Annotated in this window: 21 protein-coding genes; 17 read left to right on the top strand and 4 right to left on the bottom strand. The window is 34.8% G+C overall.

Translation table 11 applies throughout. The features are described from left to right. Positions 1–230: 230 nt before the first annotated feature. From BHU61_RS08990 to BHU61_RS09005, 5 genes are all read left to right on the top strand, one after another. Positions 231–842 carry a sugar phosphate isomerase family gene (locus BHU61_RS08990; protein WP_111716270.1) on the top strand — a complete coding sequence of 204 codons (612 nt, stop codon included), beginning with the start codon at positions 231–233 and terminating at the stop codon, positions 840–842. Positions 843–854: 12 nt separating this feature from the next. Further along, positions 855–998: an SAS053 family DNA gyrase inhibitor gene (locus tag BHU61_RS13440; protein ID WP_165958672.1), complete on the top strand. Its 144-nt coding sequence runs from the start codon at positions 855–857 to the stop codon at positions 996–998. Between the two features lie 110 nt (positions 999–1,108). After that, positions 1,109–2,494 (top strand): class II fumarate hydratase, encoded by a 1,386-nt coding sequence (fumC, locus tag BHU61_RS08995; RefSeq protein WP_111716271.1) that lies wholly within the window; start codon positions 1,109–1,111, stop codon positions 2,492–2,494. Between the two features lie 30 nt (positions 2,495–2,524). Beyond that, positions 2,525–4,057: an exopolyphosphatase gene (gene ppx, locus BHU61_RS09000; protein WP_111716273.1), complete on the top strand. Its 1,533-nt coding sequence runs from the start codon at positions 2,525–2,527 to the stop codon at positions 4,055–4,057. Between the two features lie 58 nt (positions 4,058–4,115). Next, entirely contained in the window at positions 4,116–6,266 is a 2,151-nt protein-coding gene (locus BHU61_RS09005) for an RNA degradosome polyphosphate kinase (RefSeq protein WP_111716274.1), read from the top strand. Positions 6,267–6,343: 77 nt separating this feature from the next. Here BHU61_RS09005 and BHU61_RS09010 read toward each other — a convergent pair whose 3' ends face one another. Together BHU61_RS09010 and BHU61_RS09015 are read right to left on the bottom strand one after the other, a co-directional pair. Then, positions 6,344–6,955: a nitroreductase family protein gene (locus tag BHU61_RS09010; RefSeq protein WP_111716276.1), complete on the bottom strand. Its 612-nt coding sequence runs from the start codon at positions 6,953–6,955 to the stop codon at positions 6,344–6,346. Positions 6,956–7,034: 79 nt separating this feature from the next. Then, positions 7,035–7,853: an RluA family pseudouridine synthase gene (locus tag BHU61_RS09015; RefSeq protein WP_111716277.1), complete on the bottom strand. Its 819-nt coding sequence runs from the start codon at positions 7,851–7,853 to the stop codon at positions 7,035–7,037. 123 nt (positions 7,854–7,976) lie between these two features. Between BHU61_RS09015 and BHU61_RS09020 the strand changes: the two genes are divergently transcribed. The 3 genes from BHU61_RS09020 to BHU61_RS09030 are packed head-to-tail and all read left to right on the top strand — an operon-like array spanning position 7,977 to position 11,273. After that, on the top strand, positions 7,977–9,518 hold the full coding sequence (locus BHU61_RS09020; protein ID WP_111716279.1) for a bifunctional GNAT family N-acetyltransferase/carbon-nitrogen hydrolase family protein: 1,542 nt from the start codon (positions 7,977–7,979) through the stop codon (positions 9,516–9,518). A 20-nt stretch (positions 9,519–9,538) separates the two neighbouring features. Beyond that, complete coding sequence (locus BHU61_RS09025) at positions 9,539–10,672, top strand: GAF domain-containing sensor histidine kinase (RefSeq protein ID WP_111716281.1); 1,134 nt, start codon at positions 9,539–9,541, stop codon at positions 10,670–10,672. Continuing rightward, the gene (locus BHU61_RS09030) at positions 10,650–11,273 is read left to right on the top strand and encodes a response regulator transcription factor (protein WP_111716282.1); all 624 of its coding nucleotides are present in this window, start codon (positions 10,650–10,652) and stop codon (positions 11,271–11,273) included. Before BHU61_RS09025 ends, BHU61_RS09030 begins: the two co-directional genes overlap by 23 nt. Before the next feature lie 298 nt (positions 11,274–11,571). On the opposite strand, the gene BHU61_RS09035 is transcribed toward BHU61_RS09030, so the two are convergent. Then, positions 11,572–11,841: a GNAT family N-acetyltransferase gene (locus BHU61_RS09035; protein ID WP_096075987.1), complete on the bottom strand. Its 270-nt coding sequence runs from the start codon at positions 11,839–11,841 to the stop codon at positions 11,572–11,574. Positions 11,842–11,980: 139 nt separating this feature from the next. Between BHU61_RS09035 and BHU61_RS09040 the strand changes: the two genes are divergently transcribed. After that, positions 11,981–12,406 carry a hypothetical protein gene (locus BHU61_RS09040; RefSeq protein ID WP_111716284.1) on the top strand — a complete coding sequence of 142 codons (426 nt, stop codon included), beginning with the start codon at positions 11,981–11,983 and terminating at the stop codon, positions 12,404–12,406. A 466-nt stretch (positions 12,407–12,872) separates the two neighbouring features. Here BHU61_RS09040 and BHU61_RS09050 read toward each other — a convergent pair whose 3' ends face one another. Continuing rightward, complete coding sequence (locus tag BHU61_RS09050) at positions 12,873–13,748, bottom strand: cation diffusion facilitator family transporter (protein WP_111716287.1); 876 nt, start codon at positions 13,746–13,748, stop codon at positions 12,873–12,875. A gap of 218 nt (positions 13,749–13,966) precedes the next feature. On the opposite strand from BHU61_RS09050, the gene BHU61_RS09055 reads away from it, so the two are divergent. From BHU61_RS09055 to yhaM, 8 genes are all read left to right on the top strand, one after another. Beyond that, entirely contained in the window at positions 13,967–15,271 is a 1,305-nt protein-coding gene (locus BHU61_RS09055) for a dicarboxylate/amino acid:cation symporter (protein WP_111716289.1), read from the top strand. Between the two features lie 182 nt (positions 15,272–15,453). Then, on the top strand, positions 15,454–15,918 hold the full coding sequence (gene xdrA / locus BHU61_RS09060) for an XRE family transcriptional regulator XdrA (RefSeq protein ID WP_111716291.1): 465 nt from the start codon (positions 15,454–15,456) through the stop codon (positions 15,916–15,918). An 87-nt stretch (positions 15,919–16,005) separates the two neighbouring features. Beyond that, positions 16,006–17,136, top strand: coding sequence for a DUF445 domain-containing protein (locus BHU61_RS09065; RefSeq protein ID WP_111716293.1), 1,131 nt, complete (start codon positions 16,006–16,008; stop codon positions 17,134–17,136). A gap of 67 nt (positions 17,137–17,203) precedes the next feature. Continuing rightward, on the top strand, positions 17,204–17,572 hold the full coding sequence (locus tag BHU61_RS09070; RefSeq protein WP_099576673.1) for a YlbF/YmcA family competence regulator: 369 nt from the start codon (positions 17,204–17,206) through the stop codon (positions 17,570–17,572). Between the two features lie 96 nt (positions 17,573–17,668). Beyond that, positions 17,669–19,132 carry a coproporphyrinogen III oxidase gene (locus BHU61_RS09075; protein WP_111716295.1) on the top strand — a complete coding sequence of 488 codons (1,464 nt, stop codon included), beginning with the start codon at positions 17,669–17,671 and terminating at the stop codon, positions 19,130–19,132. Positions 19,133–19,228: 96 nt separating this feature from the next. Further along, positions 19,229–20,407 carry a metallophosphoesterase family protein gene (locus BHU61_RS09080; protein ID WP_111716297.1) on the top strand — a complete coding sequence of 393 codons (1,179 nt, stop codon included), beginning with the start codon at positions 19,229–19,231 and terminating at the stop codon, positions 20,405–20,407. Beyond that, positions 20,404–23,328 (top strand): ATP-binding protein, encoded by a 2,925-nt coding sequence (locus tag BHU61_RS09085; RefSeq protein WP_111716299.1) that lies wholly within the window; start codon positions 20,404–20,406, stop codon positions 23,326–23,328. The genes BHU61_RS09080 and BHU61_RS09085 overlap by 4 nt, the downstream gene beginning before the upstream one ends. Beyond that, entirely contained in the window at positions 23,325–24,266 is a 942-nt protein-coding gene (gene yhaM, locus BHU61_RS09090; protein ID WP_111716300.1) for a 3'-5' exoribonuclease YhaM, read from the top strand. The genes BHU61_RS09085 and yhaM overlap by 4 nt, the downstream gene beginning before the upstream one ends. Positions 24,267–24,411 lie beyond the last annotated feature (145 nt).

A 24,411-nucleotide genomic window follows, 5' to 3' on the forward strand; every position in this document is an offset into this window, starting at 1 on the left:
ATAGCTGTTAGGAAAGCGATACATACCATACCGATTAATAATGTATTCATTGGTAATCCCCCTAGATTTCATTAATAAAACTATTATAACCTATTCAATACACTTTTAAAACCACAAATAGTTGTTTGCCTTAATTATTCATAATATTCATATTTATAGTGTTATGGGCTGTCAAAATAGGGTATAGCATATATAATAAAGAATGAGTAAAGATACGAGGAGGAATGAACATGGGAATGAATTTTAAAATTTTTGAAGATAAATTAACAGTATCGAACTACGTTGCTGATTTATTTAGAAAGCAGATGAGTAACAATCCGACATCAATTATCGCGACTGCGTTAGGTGATGAAGCTGGTCACGTCATTGCAGAATTAAAGGCTGATACGGCACGTAATCCTGTTGAGACGAGTCAAATTCATATCTTTGATTATGATAAAATACGTGGCGACTATGGTACTGTTGGTATCGTTGATAAACAATACCATGAAGCAACAGGTAAAGATATTATGGAATTGATTAAAGACGAAGCGAAGACTAAAGAGAACAAAGGGAAATTAACAACGTTATTTGCTACGATTACTCAAGATGGCTCTGTCGGTTATAAAGAGATTAATCAGGATAACGATAAAGGATTACGTTCAGCACGTGAAATTATTATCGTATTAACAGGCGCAGACAAAGCTTCAATCGTAGAAAAGCTATACAATGCTGAAGCGGGCGGCAACTTTGAAGCAGCGAATTTAAAAACACACCGTATGGTCAATGTAATCTTAGATGATGCTGCAGCAGCTGGATTGCCTCAAGATATACGTGAATACTACTTCCAAAAATTTGCGTAAAGGAATGATTATATGTCAACATCACATGATAATAAAAATGAAATGGTTACTGATTTCGACGACGTTGTAGAGTTAGGTAAAGAGATGGAACAAATTTCTGAACAAAACGCTGAAGCACGAGAAGAAGGTCAGGAACAAGAGGATGATCCTCAATAACTATTGAACAGTACATAATGATTTATGTACTGTATTTTTATGATTAATTAATGAATGTAAGCGTTATTTAATGTAAAATATAAGTATCAATAGATAAGGGGAGATAGTTAATGTCATTTAGAATTGAACATGATACATTTGGAGAAATCGAAGTACCATCAGATAAATATTGGGGTGCACAAACAGAACGTAGTAAACAAAACTTTCCAGTAGGAAAAGAAAAGATGCCAATCGAAGTTGTTTACGGATTTGCTCATCTTAAAAAAGCGGCAGCAATTGTCAACAAAGATTTAGGTAAATTATCAGCTGAGAAGTCAGAAGCCATCGTAAAAGCATGTGATGATGTATTATCTGGCCAATTAGATGAACATTTTCCGTTAGTTGTATGGCAAACTGGTTCAGGTACGCAAAGTAACATGAACGTGAATGAAGTGGTTGCATATGTTGCAAATATGTACTTGAAAGAATCAGGTAGCACAGAATCAGTTCATCCAAATGATGATGTGAATAAATCTCAATCATCGAACGATACTTATCCAACAGCAATGCACGTGGCACTTTTCCATGAAATCGAAGCGAAATTAATGCCGGCATTAAATACACTTCGCAATACGTTAAAAGAAAAAGAAGAAAAGTTTGCTGATATCATTAAGATTGGTCGTACCCATTTACAGGATGCAACGCCATTAACTTTAGGACAAGAGATTTCTGGCTGGCGTTATATGCTTGATAAATGTGAAGCATTATTAAACCTATCTAAAAAAGAATTATTGAATTTAGCAATCGGGGGCACTGCAGTTGGTACTGGCATTAACGCACATCCTGAGTTTGGTGATCGCGTTGCTAAACAGATTGGCGTTCAAACAGGTTATGATTTCGTATCATCGCCAAATAAATTCCATGCGTTAACTGCACATGATGAAGTAACCTTTGTTCATGGTGCATTAAAAGCACTTGCAGCAGATTTAATGAAGATTGCTAACGATGTACGCTGGTTATCATCTGGTCCACGTGCAGGTCTTGCAGAATTATCAATTCCTGAAAATGAACCGGGTTCTTCAATCATGCCAGGAAAAGTAAACCCTACACAATCTGAAATGCTGACGATGGTCGCTGTTCAGGTAATGGGGAATGACGCTGCGGTTGGTATTGCAGCAAGTCAAGGTAACTTTGAACTGAATGTATTTAAACCGGTTATTATGTATAACACATTACAATCAATCTATCTTTTAGCAGACGGTATGAATTCATTTAATGATAACTGTGCGGTTGGTATCGAGCCGATTGAAGAAAATATTCACAACTATTTAAATCAATCATTAATGTTAGTAACAGCTTTAAACCCTCATATCGGTTATGAAAAAGCAGCGCATATCGCAAAAACTGCACATAAAGAAGGTTTAACTTTAAAAGCATCAGCAATAAATTCAGGATTCTTAACAGAAGAGCAATTTGATGAATGGATTAAACCTGAAGAAATGATCCATCCAAAATAAAATGTTTTAATCTGAAAGGGCAGGTCAGTTATGAAAAGATTAGGTTTAGTAGATATCGGATCAAATACAATCCGTTTAGTTATTTTTGAATACTCAAAAGAAACAGGATTACAGGAATTACAAAATATAAAAACACCTGCACGATTATATCAGTTTTTAAACAACGAAAAAGTTATGTCAGAACGTGGTATCGAAGTATTATGTGACACGTTAAATAGTTTTCAGAAAGTTGCACAAAAGTTTGATGTTCATGCGTTATATCCAGTAGCAACTGCTGCCGTACGACAAGCAACAAACATCGAAGAAGTCATCGATAAAGTAAACGAAAACACAGGCATAGAGATGCGAATTATTTCTGAAAAAGAAGAAGCATTCTTTGGATTCTATGCGGTCATCAATACATTAGATTACTCAGATGGTGTTACAGTAGATATCGGTGGAGGAAGTACAGAAGTTACTTTCTTTGAGGACAAAGAATTAAAATTTTCACATAGTTTTCCTTTCGGTGTCGTAACGCTTCAAAATATGTTTTTTGAAGGTAAGGCACATAACGATAAAGATGCGATAGAAGCGGCGGCAAAGTATATTCAGGAACAGCTGAGAAGTCTGCGCTGGCTTGAGAAACGTCGTGTTCCAATAATAGCCATTGGGGGATCAGCACGTAATATTGCGAGAATCCATCAATCATTAACAGAATATCCGATTGCAGGGGTACATGGCTATGCGATGAAAGAATCGGATCTTGATTTGGTATTTGATAACCTTACTGCAGCATCTGAAGATGAATTAGAAGATCTGGATGGATTAAGCAGAGACCGACAGGATATTATTATTCCTTCATGTGTATTATTTAATACATTATTTGATGAAGTAGAAGCCACTAAATTTATCTTCTCACGTAAAGGATTACGTGAAGGTGTTATCATGAGCATTCTTGAAGAGGAATATGTATTACCGTTCGATAAAGACAATGTCTTTAAAGACTCGTTAAAGAACTTAGCAACGGACTATAACATTAACCAGGAAGAAGCGAACCAACGTGTAATGATTGCCGAGACGCTCTATTATGAATTAGATAAGTTTGAACTGATTAAAGGTAATAAGCGTGACAAAGCATTCTTAAGAAATGCAGCTTATCTGTATTACTTAGGAAGTTACATCGATTCAGACGCCTCAAGTCAACATACGTACTATATTCTTTCTAACTCTAGCTTAAATGGTATTAGTCATAAAAATAGAGTGAAGCTTGCCTTGCTTGCCAGCTTTAAAAATAAATCGTTACTAAAGTTTTATGAAGATGAAACGAAATGGTTTAATAGCGAAGAGCGAGAAACAATTCAAATGCTTGGCAGTATACTGAAATTCGCTTACGCATTAAATATTAGTAATACAAATATCGTTAAAGCTTTGTATTTTGAGAAAAAAGAAGAACACTTTGATTTAGTGATTGAGTACTCTGGCGATGCTATCGCTGAAGAATATCAAGCAGAAAGACAGAAGAAACATATCGAGAAAATAATAAAGTCAAAACTTAATCTCATTTTTACAGAATCTTTACAATAGTTAGGTATAACTAATATAGACTGTAAATTAATATACAATAAAAGTGGATGTGACGATAATGGAAAAATTAGATTTAAACAACAAGGCATTTTATAACAACAGAGAAGTAAGTTGGGTAGGTTTTAACCGTCGTGTAATTGAGGAAGCTTTTGATAAGAAAAATCCATTACTAGAACGTCTTAAATTTTTAGCAATTGCAAGTTCAAATGCTGATGAATTTTTTATGGTGCGTGTAGGTGGACTTAAAGATCAAGTCGCAATGAACTTTAATGAACCCGAAAATAAAACACAGTTAACACCAACGGAACAATTAATAGCAATTGATGCAGCAAATCGTGAAAACGTTAAATTACAATATGAACAATACAAAGCTTTGATTCAGGAGTTAGAAGGATATCAGGTTTTCTTTAAAGCAATTGATGAATTGTCTCCTGAGAACTATCAAATCATTGAACAAAAGTTTAACTTTGAAATTTTACCGACGTTGACTCCACTTGGTATCGACGCTTACAGACCTTTTCCTAAATTATCAAACAAGTCATTAAATATATTCGTAGATGTAGAAACTGATGCTGGTGAAAAGAAATCTGCGATTGTTCAGATTCCAGCGTTATTAAACCGTATTATTCAGCTTAAAAATGGTGAACGTACAATCTTCGTATTATTAGAAGATGTGATTAATCATTTCATCGATAAGTTATTCTTTGGTTATAAAGTCGTGCGTACGTTTACCTTCAGAATTACAAGAAACGCAGATTTAACGATTCATGAAGATGGTGCGGAAGATTTATTAATTGAAATTGAAAAATTCTTAAAGAAACGTAAGAGTGGTGCTGCTGTTCGTTTAGAAATCGATACACGTCATGACACGTCAATTAACGGTTCTTTCTTAATGAATGAATTAGAGATTGAAGCACGTGATATCTATAAGTTAGATGGACCACTTGATTTAACGATGTTATTCCAGTTAGCAGGGATGATAGAGAAGCAATATCCACAGCTTGCGTTTAAACCATTTGAAGCGGCACCACCGAAATATTTAAATGGTGGTAACGTTTATGAAGAAGCGCAGAAACATGATATTTTCTTCCACCATCCATATGAGTCATTCCAACCGATTGTAGATTTTATTAAACAGGCTTCTGAAGATCCTAATACATTAGCGATTAAACAGACGTTATATCGTGTATCAAGTGACTCACCTATCATTGATGCATTGAAGAATGCAGCTGAAGCTGGTAAACAAGTAACAGTACTTGTAGAGTTGAAAGCGCGATTCGATGAAGAGAATAATGTGCACTGGGCGCGTATGCTTGAAGAAGCGGGATGTCATGTAATTTATGGTATGACACACTTAAAAACGCACTCTAAAATTACTTTAGTCGTGAAAAAAGAAGGTGACGAAGTAGTACCTTATGTCCATTTAGGTACAGGTAACTACAACGATAAGACTGCTAAAATCTACACTGATATGGGTATTATCACAACGAATAAAGAAATTGGTCAGGACGCGATGAATTTCTTTAACTATTTAAGTGGTTATTCAGAAAAACCAACATATAAGAAATTACATGTGGCACCATTTGAAATTCGCGATGAATTTGTTGAACATATCAATCAGGAAATTGATTGTCATAAAGAATTTGGTAATGGCTTAATTATCGCCAAGATGAATTCATTAACTGATAAGACGGTTATTAAGAAATTATATGAGGCAAGTCAGGCTGGCGTGAAAGTTAAGTTAATCATTCGTGGAATTTGTTGTTTACGTCCTGGTATCCCAGGCATTAGTGAAAACATTCGTGTAATCAGTATTGTTGGTAGATTCCTTGAGCATTCTAGAATTTATTACTTCTATCATAACGGTGAAGAAAAGATGTATCTATCTTCTGCAGATATGATGACACGTAACATGATTAAACGTGTAGAGATTTTATTCCCAATCTTAGATCCAAAGATTGTGAACGAACTAAAAGAAATTTTAGAGCTTCAGCTTAATGATAACCAAAAAGCACGTGAGCAGGATGCAAGCGGTGTATACCATTATGTACGTAATGATCAGAATGCTGTAAATTCACAGGAAGAACTTGTGAATCAGGCAGAAAATTATAAACGTACATTGATGAAGCCTAAAGTTACTGAGCCTCAACCAGTAATGAGTAAACGTGCCAAATTATTAGGATTTGTCAGAGATCGTCTGAAGAAATAAGAAGTAAAAAAGCGAGTCATTTCGTATATTGCATACGAAATGGCTCGCTTTTTATTTTTGATTTGAAATTTATTGTTTTATACAAATGTAGTAACCGTTTTAATATCACGACGCTCACTTGTTCTAGGTTCTTTCAACGTTTTACCGATCGTAATGATCAGTGCAGGTACATATCTTTCATCGATATTAAAGGCTTCTTGTATACCGGTACGATTAAATCCGCCAATTGCACATGTACCTAAATCGTTAAGTGTAGCAAAATTCATCACTTGCATTGCCGGAAATGCAGAGTTCATAATTGCCGCTTCATATGCATATGCTTCATTTTGATAGACACCGTTTACTTGAACGGCAATCATATCTTTAATATCCTGAGTCATCGTACCTGCTTCGATGGCAGGGTCGAATACTGTATCGATATTTTTATTCGCTTCTTTATCACCTAATATTATAATCGTTGCACTTGAATCTTTCACTTGTGCCTGATTGTATGCTAGTGGTAATAACTTTGCTTTTGCTTGATCGCTATGAACAACAAGAAATTCCCAATGTTGCAGATTCCATGCTGAAGGGGCCTGATTAGCAGCTTCTAATATTTCAAGCAATGCTGCTTCTGACATTTTATATTCAGGGTCATAAACTTTGACCGCTTTACGTGTTAATAACTTATGCTGTATTGCATTTTCCATGATGCGCCTCCTAAAAATTAATAAAGATTTATACGATTATTATCATATAAATCTTTAAAATATTATGCAATTGAACTGCTTAATCAAGTATTGCAGTAATCTTTTTCTGAGTAAGTGGATGGATAAATTCCAGCTTGTAACTTTCAAGCGCAAGCTGTCGTAAGTTAGAATCACTGTACAGCGGATCGCCAAGAACAGGATAACCGATTGCTGCAAGATGCACACGGATTTGATGTGTACGTCCAGTTTCTAATGTCAATTCAACTTCTGCGATACCATCGCCTAAAGCTTTTGAATCAACAATATGCGTTACTGCGCGATCACCTGTTTGTGAAACACGACGTTTATTGGGATGAAACTTATCTTTACCGATTGGTAGATCGATTGTTTGTTTCTTAAGTGGAAGATGACTTTTAACTTTGGCACGATATGTGCGTGTGATTTCTCGTTCTTCAAGCATACGGTCGAGTATCTTTTTGATGAAAGGATTTTTTGCGACAAGTAGCAATCCTACTGTTTCCTGATCAAGACGGTGTACCGGTTCTACATATGCTGAGTCTAACGTGTAGATGGCATGGTTGAGTAGTGTATTAGATTCAGCCATATCATTAGGATGTGTTTTCACACCTTTAGGTTTTACCAGGATTGCTAAATGTTCATCTTCATATTTTACTTCACAAAGACGGTAACTTGATTTGTATGCACTTTTTTCTTCTGTAATCGGTAAGTATAACTGATCACCTTCAGAAAGTTTGTTTCTTAATGTAGCAGTCTCACCATTGATCGTGATATCCTTTGACATTCTGAATTCATGCATCGGCTTTTTAGGAATGTGTAATGCTTTTAACATTTCTTCAATCGTTAAAGCATCCCATTCTTTTGTAATATTTATAATCATAATTTTTCTCCTAAATCGTATTTAAGTCGTATAATAATAGGGTAATATTTAATATCATATTAAAATTTATATAAATCATCATTCGCTTATATACTATTATAGATGAATTAAAGGAGAATTTACATGACTGAAGAAATTAATTTAGAGAAATTTAATAAATCGATTGAAGCAAGACAAATGACATTTGATGATATCGATGAAATTATAGCACTACAAAAAATTTGTTTTCCTGGTATGGAACCGTGGGAAAGAGCACATTTAGAATCACATCTTAACTTGTTTCCCCGTGGACAGATGGTTATTGAATATGAAGAGAAAATTATTGGATCATGTTCAAGTTTGATCATTAACTTTGATGAATATGATGATAAACATACCTGGAATGATATTACGGATTCAGGATATATTACTAACCATAATGATAATGGACATAACTTATATGGTATTGAAGTGATGGTTCATCCAGATTATCGTGGTATGCGTGTTGGACAACGTTTATATGAAGCACGTCGTGAAATCGCTTATGAACTTAACTTAAAATCAATCATTATCGGAGGACGTATTCCGAATTATCATCAATATCAGGATGAGTTGACACCGCGTGAATATGTCAATGACGTGATGAAACGTAAGATTAAGGATCCGGTACTTACATTCCAGTTTATGAACGGATTTACTTTGATGCGTATTAATCCGAACTATTTAAAAGACGATGTGAAAAGTAGTAAGTATGCAACATTAATGGAGTGGAACAACCCTGATTTCGTTGCTAAATCTAACCTACATTTCAGAACAAGTTATCCCGTACGAATTTGTACAGTTAACTACATGATGCGTAAAATTGATTCTTTTGAGGAGTTTGCGAACCAAATCGAATATTTCGTTGATGTAGCATATGATGCAGGTAGTGACTTTGTTGTCTTCCCTGAATTATTAACAACACAGCTGATGAGTTTTGATGAGAAGAGAAATCCAGCAGAATCTATCCGTCAGTTGACAAAATATACGGAACAATATATTGAAATGTTCAATGACTTTGCGATGCGATATAATATTAATATTATTGGTGGCAGTCACTTCGTTGAAGAAAATGATGATATTTATAATATTTCATACTTATTTAGACGCGACGGATCAATTGAAAAGCAATATAAAATTCATGTTACGCCAAATGAACGCAGATGGTGGGGTATTTCACCTGGTAAAAAGGTGGAAGTGTTTGATACAGATTGTGGCAAGATTGCCATTCAAATCTGTTACGATAGTGAGTTCCCAGAGATGGCACGTATTGCAACTGAGAAGGGTGCTAAAATAATATTCACACCATTCTCAACTGAAGACAGACAAAGTTATCTGCGCGTGAAATATTGCTCAATGGCACGTGCGATAGAAAATCAAATCTATACTGTTACGAGTGGGACATGTGGTAACTTACCGCAAACAGAAAATATGGATATCCAGTATTCTGCTTCTGGTATCTATACACCAAGTGACTTTGGATTTGCACGTGACGGTATCGTCGGTGAAACGGGTGAAAATGATGAGATGGTTATGATCGGTGATGTTGACTTAGAAGTATTACGTCGTGGTCGAGAAGACGGTACTGTCCGTCAGTTACGTGATAGAAGACATGATTTATACCGCGTTGAATACAGACGTGACTAATATAAAAGAATGGTGTGCTTATGAAGAATAGTACGTTACTTTTAAAAGAAATTGCTGAATTTTTAAATGAAGAGACAGAAGTATATTCTATGATGAATGGTGCCCTTGACCGATTGGTTAAGGGGACCAATTTTTCTACTGGATGGATATTCTTTATCGATGAAGACGGGACCCATACGTTGGCATCTGAATATGGATTGCCGGATGCTTTGCTTATGGATGATTGTCGTTATATGACAGAAGGACCGTGCTGGTGTGTATCGCGATATCATCAGAAGAAGTTAACGAAAGCGAGTAATATTATTACATGTTCACGAATTGTAAAAGCGAATAAACAATATAGTGATATGACCGGTGGTATTACACATCATGCAACAGTGCCACTTCAATCAGGCGATGAAAGATTTGGGTTATTAAATGTAGCGACACCGAACACTAAAATTTATTCAGAAGAAGATCTCGCCTTATTAGAGTCTGTGGCCTTTCAAATTGGTAGTGCAATCAAACGTATCTATCTTACTGAGAAAGCACGAGAGACCGCATTACAGGAAGAACGAAATAGACTCGCTCGTGATTTGCATGACTCAGTTAATCAGATGCTATTTTCATTAAAGCTCACTGCGCATGCAGCAGGGACGATGAGTAAAGACGAGCAATCTATTCAGGCGTTTCAGATGATAGAATCTACCAGTCAGGATGCAGTCAACGAAATGCGCGCATTAATCTGGCAGTTGAAACCGGTAGGATTAGAACAAGGTTTGGTTGAAGCTGTAAAGAACTACGCAGAAGTGTTAGGATTAAATGTAACGATCAAAGTAACTGGTCTACTCAATCTGGAAAGTAAAGTAGAACATACAATCTTCAGAATTATTCAGGAAGCAATGAATAATGTTAAGAAACATGCTCAAACAGATGCAGTATCCATTCATTTATCGCAGAAAAGTGAACAGTTTATAATGAAGATAGAAGACAAAGGTAAAGGATTTAAAGTAACTTCAGCAAAAACTTTACCGACGCATGGTCTAAAGAATATACTGCAACGCAGCAATGAGATAGGCGCAGAAGTTAATATGAAAAGCGAAGAAAATGTCGGAACAATAATAGAACTTTTTTATCCGAAAGGACAACAACATGAAAATAATAATCGTAGATGATCATCATATTGTGAGACAAGGATTACAATTTTTACTATCAACAGAAGCAGACTTTGATGTTGTTGCTGATTTCAGTGATGGCAGTGAAGTTGTGTCATATCTTAAAGAACATGATAAGCCGGATTTAATTATTATGGATCTTGTAATGCCTAACATGGACGGCATAGAAACAACTAAAGCCATTAAAAGCAGCTATCCCGAAGTGAAAGTGCTTGTATTATCAAGTTTTGTTGATGAAGAACATGTAATGGGTGTGATAGATGCAGGAGCAGATGGCTATGAAATGAAGGACAGTGAACCTGATGTGTTGATTCACACGATCAAACAGGTACTATCTGGCGCCCAGGCGTTCCATCCGAGTGTAGAAGCATATAAAGAATCCGGGCTGAATTTGCCACATATAAAGAATCCATTATCAAAGCGAGAACTGGAAGTATTAGCTGAAATGTCAAAAGGCTTAACCAATAAAGAGATAGCAGAGCAGTTATTTGTATCAGAGAAGACAGTCAAGACACATGTTAGTCATATCTTTGCAAAGCTTGAAGTGAAAGATCGCACGCAGGCTTCGATGTATGGTGCGAAGTATAATTTGTATAAATAGGTATGCTTTGGAGAATACCGAAGTTAATGTGTCCAATAACGAGGCAATATTGGACACGTAATGAGAGAAACAGCTGAAATCAAGTGCGTCTTGTCCGATAAAAGTGATATATCGGACATGTTGGGAGCAGAATAGCGTAAATCGAAGACGTCTTGTCCGATAAAAGTGATATATCGGACATGTTGAGAGCAAAATAGCGTAAATCGAAGACGTCTTGTCCGATAAAAGTCATATATCGGACATGTTTAACATCATCAAAAATCCAGCACTATGATAATCTTCATAGTGCTGGATTTTTTTATAATACGTCTTGAAATTCAGGTGTTTTATCAAATACACTTTTAGCGAATGGACATAATGGGATAATCTTTTTGTTGTTTTGACGTGCGTATTTAACCGCAGCTTCTACCATCATCTTACCTGCACCTTGACCACGTAATTCATCGTTAACTTCGGTATGATCGATAATAATTTTATCTTCTCCAGTCGGTACATAAGTCATTTGCGCTTTAGGACTTGATACATCACCGATATAAAATAAATTTTCTTTATGATTTACAGCCATCATAATAATAACACTCCTCATAGTGAATTCTGTTTAGATTAAGTATAAATGTATAAGCCGGTTTAATAAAGAATTAAGCATATAGTAATTGAATTGATAATGGTAAAAGTATACAATAATACTTAAAATAGGAGGTTATCTGATGATAGATAAATGGTGGGCGAAGGATGAATGGTTAACATTGATTTTTATGATTAGTTATATGGCTATGAAGGACTGGTTACCAAAAATGTGGGCAGAACGTATTCTTCTCATTGTACTTGCTTTCGTTATGCTCTATTTCGTTGTTAAACTTACTGTCTATATTATAAATGAGTATCGTCATACAAAAATTACGCATATTAATTATTTCATCAATAAAGAAACTGATTATTTCATCGTCTGGTTAATACCTGTGTTATTTAAACTCGCTACATACTACTTAGTTTATGTCGTGATGATGATTGAATGGGGTAATCTGTGGAATTATATTATGGTCTATGGCGGCATTGTTCTGGTTCTTGTTATATTTGATGAATACTTCGAACGACATAGTGAGGTAAGAGAGGTGTTTAACCGTGGTAAATAATATATTATCCTGGTTTAAAAAGAACTTTAATAATATTTTTAAATATACTTGGATTATACTTTTTGTGACTATTGAAGATAGATTTTATAGAGGCGTATTATTAGCAGTTATTATAATCGTAAGTATTTATCATTTCATAGATTTTCATAAAGAATTTAATCGCAATATGAATCGGTTACAATCAGATCCACATTTAAACTATCCATATGATTTGAAGAAAGATGGACGATTTATTTATTTTTCAAGAACAATGTTTTTTATTTTTATGGTTACACTTATGATTATATTGTATTTTGTTAAACACTATCTATGGGTTTATTTTATAATTTTTATTTTAATATTCATAATCTTTTACAATTTAGAGAAAAAATTTGAAAAGCGCACTAACTTAAGAGAGCTTTTGTTTGGAAAAGACGAGACAACCTAAATAGGAATGCTCGTCTTTTATACATATTGTATTCATTTCCTATTCATGTGGTTCTAAGTGAACGATTGTTTCAATTGCACCATATGCTTCTTTAATATCGTGTTCTATATTTTCAGTAATATCATGGCTTTCCGCCACTGTAAGATTTGCATCTACTGTTACGGTAACATCGATAAATGTCATGACACCGTGATTTCTTCCTTTAATATCTACAACGGATAATACATCCTCAACATTTAAGACGATTTTCTTCATCTCATCAAGTGTTTCTGCATCGAAGCCGTCTGTTAATGTAATAGCTGTTTCAAAGAAAATTTCAATTGCTGTTTTCATGATTAGCAAGCCAACTACGATTGCTGCGACTGTATCTAAGAAGGGCAGTCCCATAAATACGCCGACAATACCTACAAATGTTCCAAGTGATACAAGCGCATCGGACAGGTTATCAGCAGCGGCTGCTTTTAATGCACTGGAATCTACTTTCTTCGCTAAATTCCGATTGTAGAAATAGACGAGTAGCATCGCTAACGCTGATAATATCGCTACTACTGCTGTTTCAATGGATGGCGTTGAAAAGTCCTGATTGATATAGTGTCGAATGCCCTGAAGGATTACCTGAACGCTGACTGCAAACATAATGAATGCAGCAATGAGTGAACCGATATATTCAGAGCGATAGTGACCATAGTTGTGATTATCATCTGCTGGCTTCATACTAATTGCAAGTCCGATAAGCAGAGCAACTGATGATACAACGTCAGTCGCGTTATTTAATCCATCGGCAACAAGCGCTTGTGAGCCATTCATATAACCGAATAACAATTTTATCGTAGTAAGCAATACATACATTATGATACTGACTTTTGCACCTTGCTGAGCTTTTGCGAGTTGATCTTTTACCTGCACTTTTTTCATCCTCTCAAATCATGTCTTATTATTATCAAACAAATGGGAAGAAATATCTAGTGAATTGCAGTGAATCATATAAAAATTATTATGCTTGTAATAGTAAATACAAATAAGTTTTTTATTCATAAAAATTCATAATTATAAAAATTACAATTTACATTGAAATAGAAATAATTTATAATTATTTGTAATAGTCAGAAAATTCGGTTGTTGAGGAGGATATTATGAAAATAAAAGGGAACATGACAGTCAGGATTATTATTGCATTAATTGCTGGTATTGCTATAGGTTCATTCTTTAATATATATCAGGATGCAAGCTGGGTTAAGTGGATCAATCAATATGTCTTTAATGTAATCGGTCAAATATTCTTAAATCTAATCTTTATGCTTGTTGTACCAGTAGTATTTGTGTCTATTGTTTTAGGTGTGCTTGGTGTAGGTGATCCTAAACATTTAGGTTCTATCGGTTTAAAGACGATTTCATTCTTTTTAGTAACGACTGCATTAGCTATCACCCTTGCAATGTCACTTGCTTTAGTATTTAAACCAGGTGACGGTAAAAGTGAGCTGTTAAATAGTGAAGAAGTAAAAACGTATGCTGAAGAACAGAAGAAAAAAGCTGCTGCAGCAGAAGAAGAAGGCACACCTGCCACCCAGACTTTTGATCAGACATTGATCAATTTAATTCCGAAAAACCCTGTACTTGCGATGAGTGAAACAAACATGCTGCAAGTGATTACGTTTGCGATATTTATTGGTATCGGAATGATTGCATTACGCGAAAAAGTTTCAGCAGTAAAATTACTGTTTGAGCAGACAAATGAAATACTGATGTTTATCGTAACAGCAATTATGCAGTATTTCGCACCACTAGGAACATTCGGTTTAGTTGCAACAGCATTTACGAATGCAGGGTTTGGTGCTATTAAACAGCTGGCAATGTATTTCTTCGTTGTGTTATTAGGTCTATTTTTACATATGATTCTAGTATATGGTGGTGCAGTCAGTTTCTTAGCACGCAGAAATCCTATCTGGTTCTTTAAAGGTTTCGCACCGGCAATGACGGTTGGATTCAGTTCATCAAGTTCAAATGCGACATTACCGATTTCTTTAGAATGTGCACAAGATAATTTAGAAGTACGTAAAGAAATATCATCTTTTGTACAACCTTTAGGTGCGACGATTAATATGGATGGTACAGCGATTATGCAAGGTGTTGCAACAATCTTTATCGCTCAAATTTCAGGTGTAGATTTAACGCTTGGACAGATGGTGACAGTTGTTGTCGTAGCAGTCGTAGCATCTATCGGTACTGCAGGGGTGCCAGGTGCTGGTCTTGTAATGCTTGCAATGGTTCTGACATCAGTCGGTTTAAATCCTGCCGCAATCGGAATTATTTTAGGAATAGACAGACTGCTCGATATGACGCGCACAGCTGTTAACATTTCTGGAGATGCTGCTTGTGCAGTTGTAATTTCTGAACAGGAAAAGCGTTATTTAGCAAAAAAAGGTATGAAAGTTGCATAATTGTGACATTAAAAAAATAATTTTAAAAAAAGAGGAAACTTTTAAGGGTTTCCTCTTTTAATTTTTTGTAAATTATATTAAGATGGTAAAGTCACTTTAGATGAATGTGTATTTTTTCAACTTATATTTTAAGAGCATTTACTGACATAAATTTATATTTAGAGAGAAAGGTCGTATAGAAAATGGATAAACAGCAATTCACAGATTTACTTCAAACAAAATTCAAAATGGTGCGTATCGAAGCGGGATATACACAAGATACTATGGCTCAGACAATCGGCTTATCAAAGAAAACGTTAGTTCAAATTGAGAAAGAACGTGTATTACCGAACTGGACAACATGCGTTTCATTATGTGCATTATTCAGAGATTCAGAAGTATTACAAAATACTTTAGGTGGAGATCCACTTGAAGTGATTCAAGTGATTTCACGTGGAGCATGTTCATATCCGGATCAGGATAACAAAAATGAATTATGGTGGACTACGATTGAATCAGATCGTGACATCGTCTTACAACAAAACAAAATTTCTAACCTTTACCGTGTATTAGATGGTTCAACGCAACCATTATATGGATCAAATAAAGCGCGTGAAGCGGAAATGTTCTTTAATAAGAAGAAAAATGAAAATTTAGTAAGCTTATAATATACTAAACAAACGCTTATCCAGCGTTTGTTTTTTTTATATAGAGGTATTAAACTAATAAGTATTAAAAAATAAAGAGGTGGCATATTGAACGCAGTATTAATCGTATTATTTATGGGACTCATCGGTGCACTTATCGGTGGATTTACAAATTATATCGCAATAAAGATGTTATTTAGACCATTTGAACCAAAATTTTTATTTGGTAAACAATTACCGTTTACACCAGGACTCATTCCAAAACGTCGTAACGAATTGTCAGTTAAGATGGGAGAAATGGTAACAGAACATTTACTCACGCCAGAAATCTTTAAAGAAAAGTTGATGACCCCGCAAACAGAAAGGTTTATTAAAGACTTTATCGTACGTCAGATTCAGACGTTAAAGACAGGACAATATTCAGTCGACGATTTTGCACGACGCTTTAATATAGATGTAAGTGCGCTCGGCAATGAGAAACTACGTCTTCAACTTTCGCAAGTCATCGATCACGCAATTTTAACGCACAAAAATGAACCAATAGCAAATTTATTACCCGCTGATTTACGTGGGAAGATTGATACACAAGTTGAAAGTTTGCCGCCAATGATCATGCAAAAATTACGTGACTATGTTAATTCAGCAAAAGGGTATGATGATATGATGCAAATGATCGATCGTTTCTTTTTGGAAAAAGGTCGCGTTGTCAGCATGATTCAAATGTTTATGACGAAAGAGATGATTGCAGATCGTGTTATTAAAGAATTTAATGCATTAAGTAGAGAAGAAAAGTTAAACAATATCATCGCTACTGAAGTAAATCGTGAATATCATCTGTTGTTAACTAAACAACCGTCTAACTTTATCAGTAACCAGGAAATAGACACGATTAAAGAAAATTTAATCGAGCAAATCATCGCTCAAGTGGATTTAAAACGCTATACTTCTACACCACTCGTCACACTTGCACCAAAAGCTTTTGAATATATGGAAGATGAAGGCAGCGACAGATTTGTGCATTATGCAATCTCTAAAACATCAGATAATATTGCTGAAATTTTAGAGAAAGTACATATCGCGGAAATCGTCAAACAGCAGATTGATAACTTCGAATTATCGTTTTTAGAGCGACTCGTTATTGAAATATCAAACAAGGAATTAAAGATGATTACATTTTTAGGCTTCCTGCTCGGAGGCATTATCGGTTTAGTACAAGGTGTAATCGCTCTCTTTGTATAATGAGCGCCGTTTATGGTATATTTATTACGAACAATTAAATTATGTGTAAATTCAAAGGAGAATGATTATGTCAGTTAATATTTATGATGAAGCAAACCGTTTAGAAAGCGCATTACGTCAAAGCGACGAATACAATGCGATTAAAGAACATTACTCTGCAGTAAACAATAACCCTGAATCAAAGAAAATCTTTGATGATTTCAGAAAGATTCAGTTAAATTTACAGGAAAAACAAATGTCTGGTCAGGAAATTACAGAAGACGATTTAAATGCAGCACAGTCAACTGCTGAATTAATCGAAAAAGATGAAAACATTTCTAAATTAATGGAAGCAGAACAAAAAATGAGCTTCATGATTCAGGAAATTAATCGTGTTATCATGAAACCTTTAGAAGAATTATATGGCGTACAAACTGAAGATACGCCTGAAGCTTAATTGCTAAAATTTAAGCTTTCAAGTACAATAATTAAATAAATTATCAAATAAACAAAAAGTGATATGCTTTTTGTTTATTTTTTTGTGAGGGATACAATGAAGTTTTATTTAAAACATGAACAGTTCGATTCAATTCAACTCTATATTAAAAATATCATCAATCTGTATTTTGAAGAAAGCTACTTATTTGAAGGTGTTGGAGATAATCAGATCAATCTTAATATCGAGCAAAAAGATGAAACAACTGTTACGACAACAATGACCATAAATGGTAAAACATATACGCAATCTGCAAAAAGAAATGGTGTTACAAAGCGCGATATGAAACAGGCGCTTGGTGAGACTTTAATTACGATATTAACTGATCATACAGGCATTGTTCAAAGCTGGGGAACACTGACTGGCATAAGACCGACGAAACTATACCATAAATATTATAGACAAGGACTAACCCATGAAGAAATTACGAAAATATTGGTACGTGATTATTTAATTTCCCTTGAGAAAATTGACTTGATGAGAGATATCGTACACACACAATTAACTGCTATGCCTGATCTTTATCAGCTTGAACGTGAAGTAAGTATTTATATCGGAATTCCTTTCTGTCCGACTAAATGTGCATACTGTACATTCCCAGCATATGCAATACGTGTATTTAAAGATCAGGTACCAGAATTTTTAGTAGGATTAATACACGAAATAAAGCATACTGCAGCATGGTTAAAAGATAATGATATTAAAGTGACTTCTATCTACTTTGGTGGTGGTACACCGACGTCGATTGAACCGAACGATCTATCGTTGCTGCTTGAAACAGTATACACATCATTTGACATGACGCATGTACGTGAAGTTACAGTGGAAGCAGGACGTCCCGATACGATTGATACGGAAACGCTGGATGTACTTAATCATTATGATATCGACCGCATCAGTATTAATCCACAAAGCTTTACAGACGCTACTTTAAAAGCGATTGGACGCCATCATAGTGTTCAGGAAACGATTGATAAGTTTCAACTATCACGCGCACACCATATGAATAATATTAATATGGACTTAATTATCGGATTACCAAATGAAACACGCGTTGAAGTGGAAAACTCTTTACAGGAGACGAAAAAATTAAATCCAGAGTCATTAACGGTACATACGTTGAGCTTTAAAACAGCGAGTGAGATGACACGTAATAAAGCAAAGTATCCAGTGGCGCCAAGAGATGAAATCATTCATATGATGAACATGACAAGGCAATTTGCTATAGAAAATGATTATATTCCGTATTATTTATATCGTCAGAAAAACATACTTGGAAATCTTGAGAACATTGGTTATTCTAAACAGGACGAAGCTTCGTTATATAATATTTTGATCATGGAAGAAGTCCAAACTATTATTGGACTGGGTTGTGGTGCATCAAGCAAGCTTATCGATCCTGTTACCGGTAAGATTGAAAACTTTTTAAATCCAAAAGACCCGAAATCATATAACAATAGTTATGAAAGTTATACAGATAAAAAGATTGAAAAATTAACGCAATGTTACACAAGCATCTAATGTGATATCACCTTAGATGCTTTTTTTCGACTTGTCTAACAATTTTATATGATTTAATGTAAAATATGATGTAACAAGAAAAGTGAGGTACTGCTTATGGTAAAATTTATCCACTGTTCAGACTTATTACTAGACGAGCCATTTGATTTAAAAAGTAACTTGCCGGAACATATTATGCAGGATGTATATCGAGCAAGCTTTGAAAGTTTTAAAAATTTAGTTGATGATGCAATAGAGTTGAAAATTGATTTTATACTTATTAGTGGGAACTTATATTCGAGTAAAAATAGAAATATTAGAGCCGATAAATTTATTGAACAGCAATTTGAACGATTAAATCAAGCACATATTTTTGTGTATTACATTGCTGGTACTGAAGATAGGTTATCTCAAAAGTCTTATACAAAGTATCCGGAAAATGTCGTTGTATTCTCTGAAGATGTACAGTCATACGAGCTGATTACGCATAACGGACAAAGAGTGTTTATTCATGGATTTAGCTATAAAGAACATACAACTTATGAAAATAAATTAGACAGTTATCCAGTGAATGAAGTGGATCAATCCATTCATATCGGAATGCTGCATGGAATTCATCATAAGATTAAAGGCTTCAATGCTACAGAGTTTAGAATAGAGGATTTAAACGAAAAATTATATCATTACTGGGCATTAGGACATTTACCATATAAGAAACGTCTTAATGATCTGCCTGAAATCCATTATCCTGGCAAGATGCAAGGCGCATGTTTCTCTGATACTGGTCGAAAAGGGTATCTTTACGTTGAAGGTGATCATACAACACTTGACGTTAAATTTATTCCGACAGAACACATCCGTTTTGAACATGTAACGTTAACATTAAATGAAACCGGCAAACATGCCATCTATCAGGATATTACTGATTTTAAGCATAGTATAAGAAGTTCAGGGAAAAGTATGTATCAGTTAAAGCTCGTTAATCCATTTGAAACATTAATTGACAGCCATTTAATACAAAGTATTCTCAAGCAAGTACAAATGTATGAATCAAATGAATCACAATTTGTCTGGATCGATGACATCGAGCTTGAGCAGACATTTGAAGTACATACGCTAGCCAGTGAATTCAATACAGAGCATTTAGAGAACGAAGCGTTATTTAATCAGGCACGTGTACCGATACAGCAATCAAGTGTTGAACGATACGCAGATGATATAAGTTTTGATGTGCATCAAACGTTACTTAATCACGGCGAATCAAGATTAAAGTTAATGATGAGGGATGAATCATGAAGATAAGATCACTTGAAATATATGGATACGGCAGATTAGAACATCGAAAATTTGATATTCATTCAGACTTTATTCAGATTTATGGTGAGAACGAAACTGGAAAATCAACGATGCAGGCGTTTATCCATGCTTTATTATTTGGATTCCCTAAAGATGGGGAATATGAACCGAGACTTGAGCCGAGATTTTCACCGCAATACGGAGGTAAGATGACGCTTGAATTACAAACAGGCGAGATGGTAACGATTGAACGCAACTACGTACATCAAAAAGAAGAAGCGACAATATTGCTTGATGGTAAACAAAAAGATGTGCAATGGTTAAATCAGTTATTAAACCACATTTCAAAAGAAACGTATAAAAATATTTTTTCATTTGATGTATTAGGATTACAGGAAGTGCATCGCAAACTGACTGAAGATAAATTACAGGCGTATCTTTTGCAAGCTGGAGCTTTTGGCAGTACTGAGTTTACGCAGATGACAGAACATATTAAACAGGAAAAATCACGATTATTAAATGATGACGTTTCGGGTGAAATAAATAAAGCAACGGAAGCATTACAAGTTCTAGAATCTCAAATTCGTCAAAAAGATCTTCTGTTTGAAACGTATGATACATTACTGTCTGAACAAGATAAATTAAGTCGCGAGTCTGATGAATATAAGACACATCTTAAAGAACTTAATCAAGTATTACAACGTAAACAACGTGAAATCGCATTTCACGATCAAGCGAAAGAATGGAAAGCACTCGAACACAAATTGAATATCACACCGCCAACTTTCCCCGAGCAGGGGATTGACCGATTTGAAGCGCTTAAGAAACAGCAGCGTCAAGTTAATCGCGACCTACAACTACGTCAGGAAAGACTCAATCAGCTCACAGTAGAAAACAGCACGATACAATTGCTGGAGAATCCAGTAATAGAACAATCGAATGACTTGTTGAAACAAGAACAGTCATATCGGAACTATCAATCAGATCTTTCTCACCATTCAAAGATGATCGATCAGCTGACAAACGAACAGGCAACTTTGATGAAAGATATTGGCTGGGAGGAGTATCATCTCGTAGATGCAGGTCCATCAGTAAATGAACAAGCAAGTTTAACAATCAATCAACTCGAAAAAGATTCACTTGAAAAGTCACAGATCGATCGAGAGATTAATTTTGTTAAAGATACGATTGCTAAAAAAGAACAGGCACTACATGATCTGGAACATGTAAAGGTACATGATGAGCGTTTCGAAAAATCTTTACAACTTGAAAAGAGCAAGACTGATTTAATAGATAAAACAAAGCTTTACGATACGATGAAAGAAGAAGCAGCAGCGTTTGAAGCAAAACAGTTAAAACAATATAAACTTCAGCAAGGTAGTCTTTTGTTAATGATGTTATTGTTTATCGGTGGAGCAATCTATTCATTTTTAATACCGCAATATATCGTGCTGGGTGTATTTTGTGTGTTAACTGTAATTACAATCGTCATGTTGATGATGAACAAAAAACCAGATTTACATTTCAATCAATCTTTAGCGCAGGAAGTATCTGATCTTAATCTAAAAGTAAAAGATTTGCAGGATAACTTCGATTTATCCTTTGATCTGGAAGAACAACGCTTAATCAGACAGCGTATGAGTGAAGGTAAGCGTGAAATAGCTCGCGAAAAAAATCGATATCATCAGTTAAATCACAGTTTACAAGATATTAATAAGCGTATTGAACAATCGACTTCAACATTACAAAATATAAGAACAAAACTAAATTTACCAGAAGATTATCTGGTGACTCGACTTACACTCGCCATCAAACAAATTAATAAGATAAATGCATTGGCAATAGAATTAGAAACATTGAATGGTAAACATAAAGCTACCGAGCAACATATATTACAATTTAACGAAGCTTTTAATCGATTCAAACAAACAGTACCGGTTGATTTAAATATCGACAGCTTATTCCATGATTTAAAGACGATGCAGACGAAAGATGAGAAGAATAAGTTTCAGTTTAATAAGAATAATGATCAGATCGCACTGTTAAATAAAGAGATTGCAATTATGCAGGAACAATTATTACAGTTCAATAATGAATTACAGACACTTTTCGATGAAGCTAAGGTAAGCAATGAATCAGAATATTATGCTCAGGAAAAAATATTTAACAATTATCATCGTGATTTAACTCAATTTGATCAATTAAGTCGTTCACTTACTGAACAAGGCTTCTCATATGACGATAATACGGCGTTAAGTTATGTTACAACGATTGACTTAGTAGCGCAACAAAATGCTATTGAAGCACATATTGAACAGTTAAGGCAAGACTTAGCGCAAGTGAAAGAAAGATTAACAGTAATACACGAGCAAATGGAAACAATCGCGAGTGATGATAGTTTGTCCCGTCTAAAATATGAATTACAGATTAAGAAAAATCAATTAAATACATTGATATATGATTTTACGGCGGTCAATTATATTGAAACATTGATTGACGCACATATTGAAGCTGTTAAAGAAAAAAGACTACCATATGTTATCAGTGATGCAACTAAGATATTTAAGTATTTGACTGAAGATAGATATATACAAGTCCTGTATAAAGATCAACACCTTGTTGTCAAAGCGAGCGATGGTCAAGTTTATCATCCGACGGAATTATCGCAATCAACGAAAGAAATACTGTATATTGCATTGCGACTAAGTTTAATCCAGTCGCTTAATAAATATTATCCGTTCCCAATTATTATTGATGATGCATTTGTGCATTTTGATAGAACAAGACGTGAGCGTATATTAGAATATATGATGAAGTTAAAATCTAACCAAATTATTTATTACACTTGTAATAGATCAACTGTGGTTACAAACAAAAATACCATTACACTAGAGAGAATAAATAAGGAGGTTAAAAAATGAGAACCATTGAAACATTAAAACCTGGTGCTGCTGTTGATAACTACTTTTTAATTCATAAAGCAATTCAAGGCGTAACAGGACAAGGGAAACCTTATTTAACGTTATATCTTAAAGATAAAAGTGGAGATTTAGAAGCGAAAGTATGGACTGTCACTGAAGACGATATAAAAGCACTCACACCTGAAACTTTAGTGAGAATTAAAGGTGATGTTATAGATTATCGTGGCAGAATTCAGATGAAGGTCAATCAGTTTAAAGTAGCGACACCTGAAGATGGTGTGAAGCTTGAGCACTTTTTAGAATCAGCACCACTTAGTGAAGATGATATGATGAATGACCTGATGGACTATCTGCTTGAAATTGAGAATGCGAAGTTACAACGTGTGACGCGTTTATTATTAAAGAAATATCAAAATGAATTTATGACATTCCCAGCTGCGAGTAGCAATCATCATAACTTCGTTTCAGGATTGTTATATCACGTGCTGACGATGTTAAAGCAGGCGAAAGCATTATGTGATATTTATCCATCACTCAATAAGAGTTTATTATATTCAGGTATTATCCTGCACGATTTGGGTAAAGTTAAAGAATTGTCCGGCCCAGTCGCAACAAGTTATACGGTAGAAGGAAATCTATTAGGCCACATTTCAATAATGAGTGATGAAGTAGCGAGTATTGCGCGTGAACATAATATTGATGGAGAAGAAATTATGCTGCTTCGTCACTTAATCTTAAGTCATCATGGTAAATATGAATATGGTTCACCGAAATTGCCGATGGTAAAAGAAGCGGAGATATTAAACTTTATTGATAATATTGATGCACGTATGCAGATGTTTGATAAGCATATGAAAAAAGTAGAGAAGGGTAATTTCTCAGAACGCATTTTTGCACTTGAGAACAGACAATTTTATAAACCCATCAATCTGGACTAATGATTGACGAAATAACTTAAAAGAGGGTGAGACATAAGTCTTAACCCTCTTCTGTTTAACAGCTTAAAAGGCGGCACAGAAGTTGCCCCTACGACAAAACCGGACAAAAACTATAAATCAAAGTGCGATTTATTAGTTTAGTCCG

Origin of the sequence: Macrococcus epidermidis (genome assembly GCF_003259695.1) — a bacterium.
In the GTDB taxonomy this organism is placed as follows: Bacteria; Bacillota; Bacilli; order Staphylococcales; family Staphylococcaceae; genus Macrococcoides; species Macrococcoides epidermidis.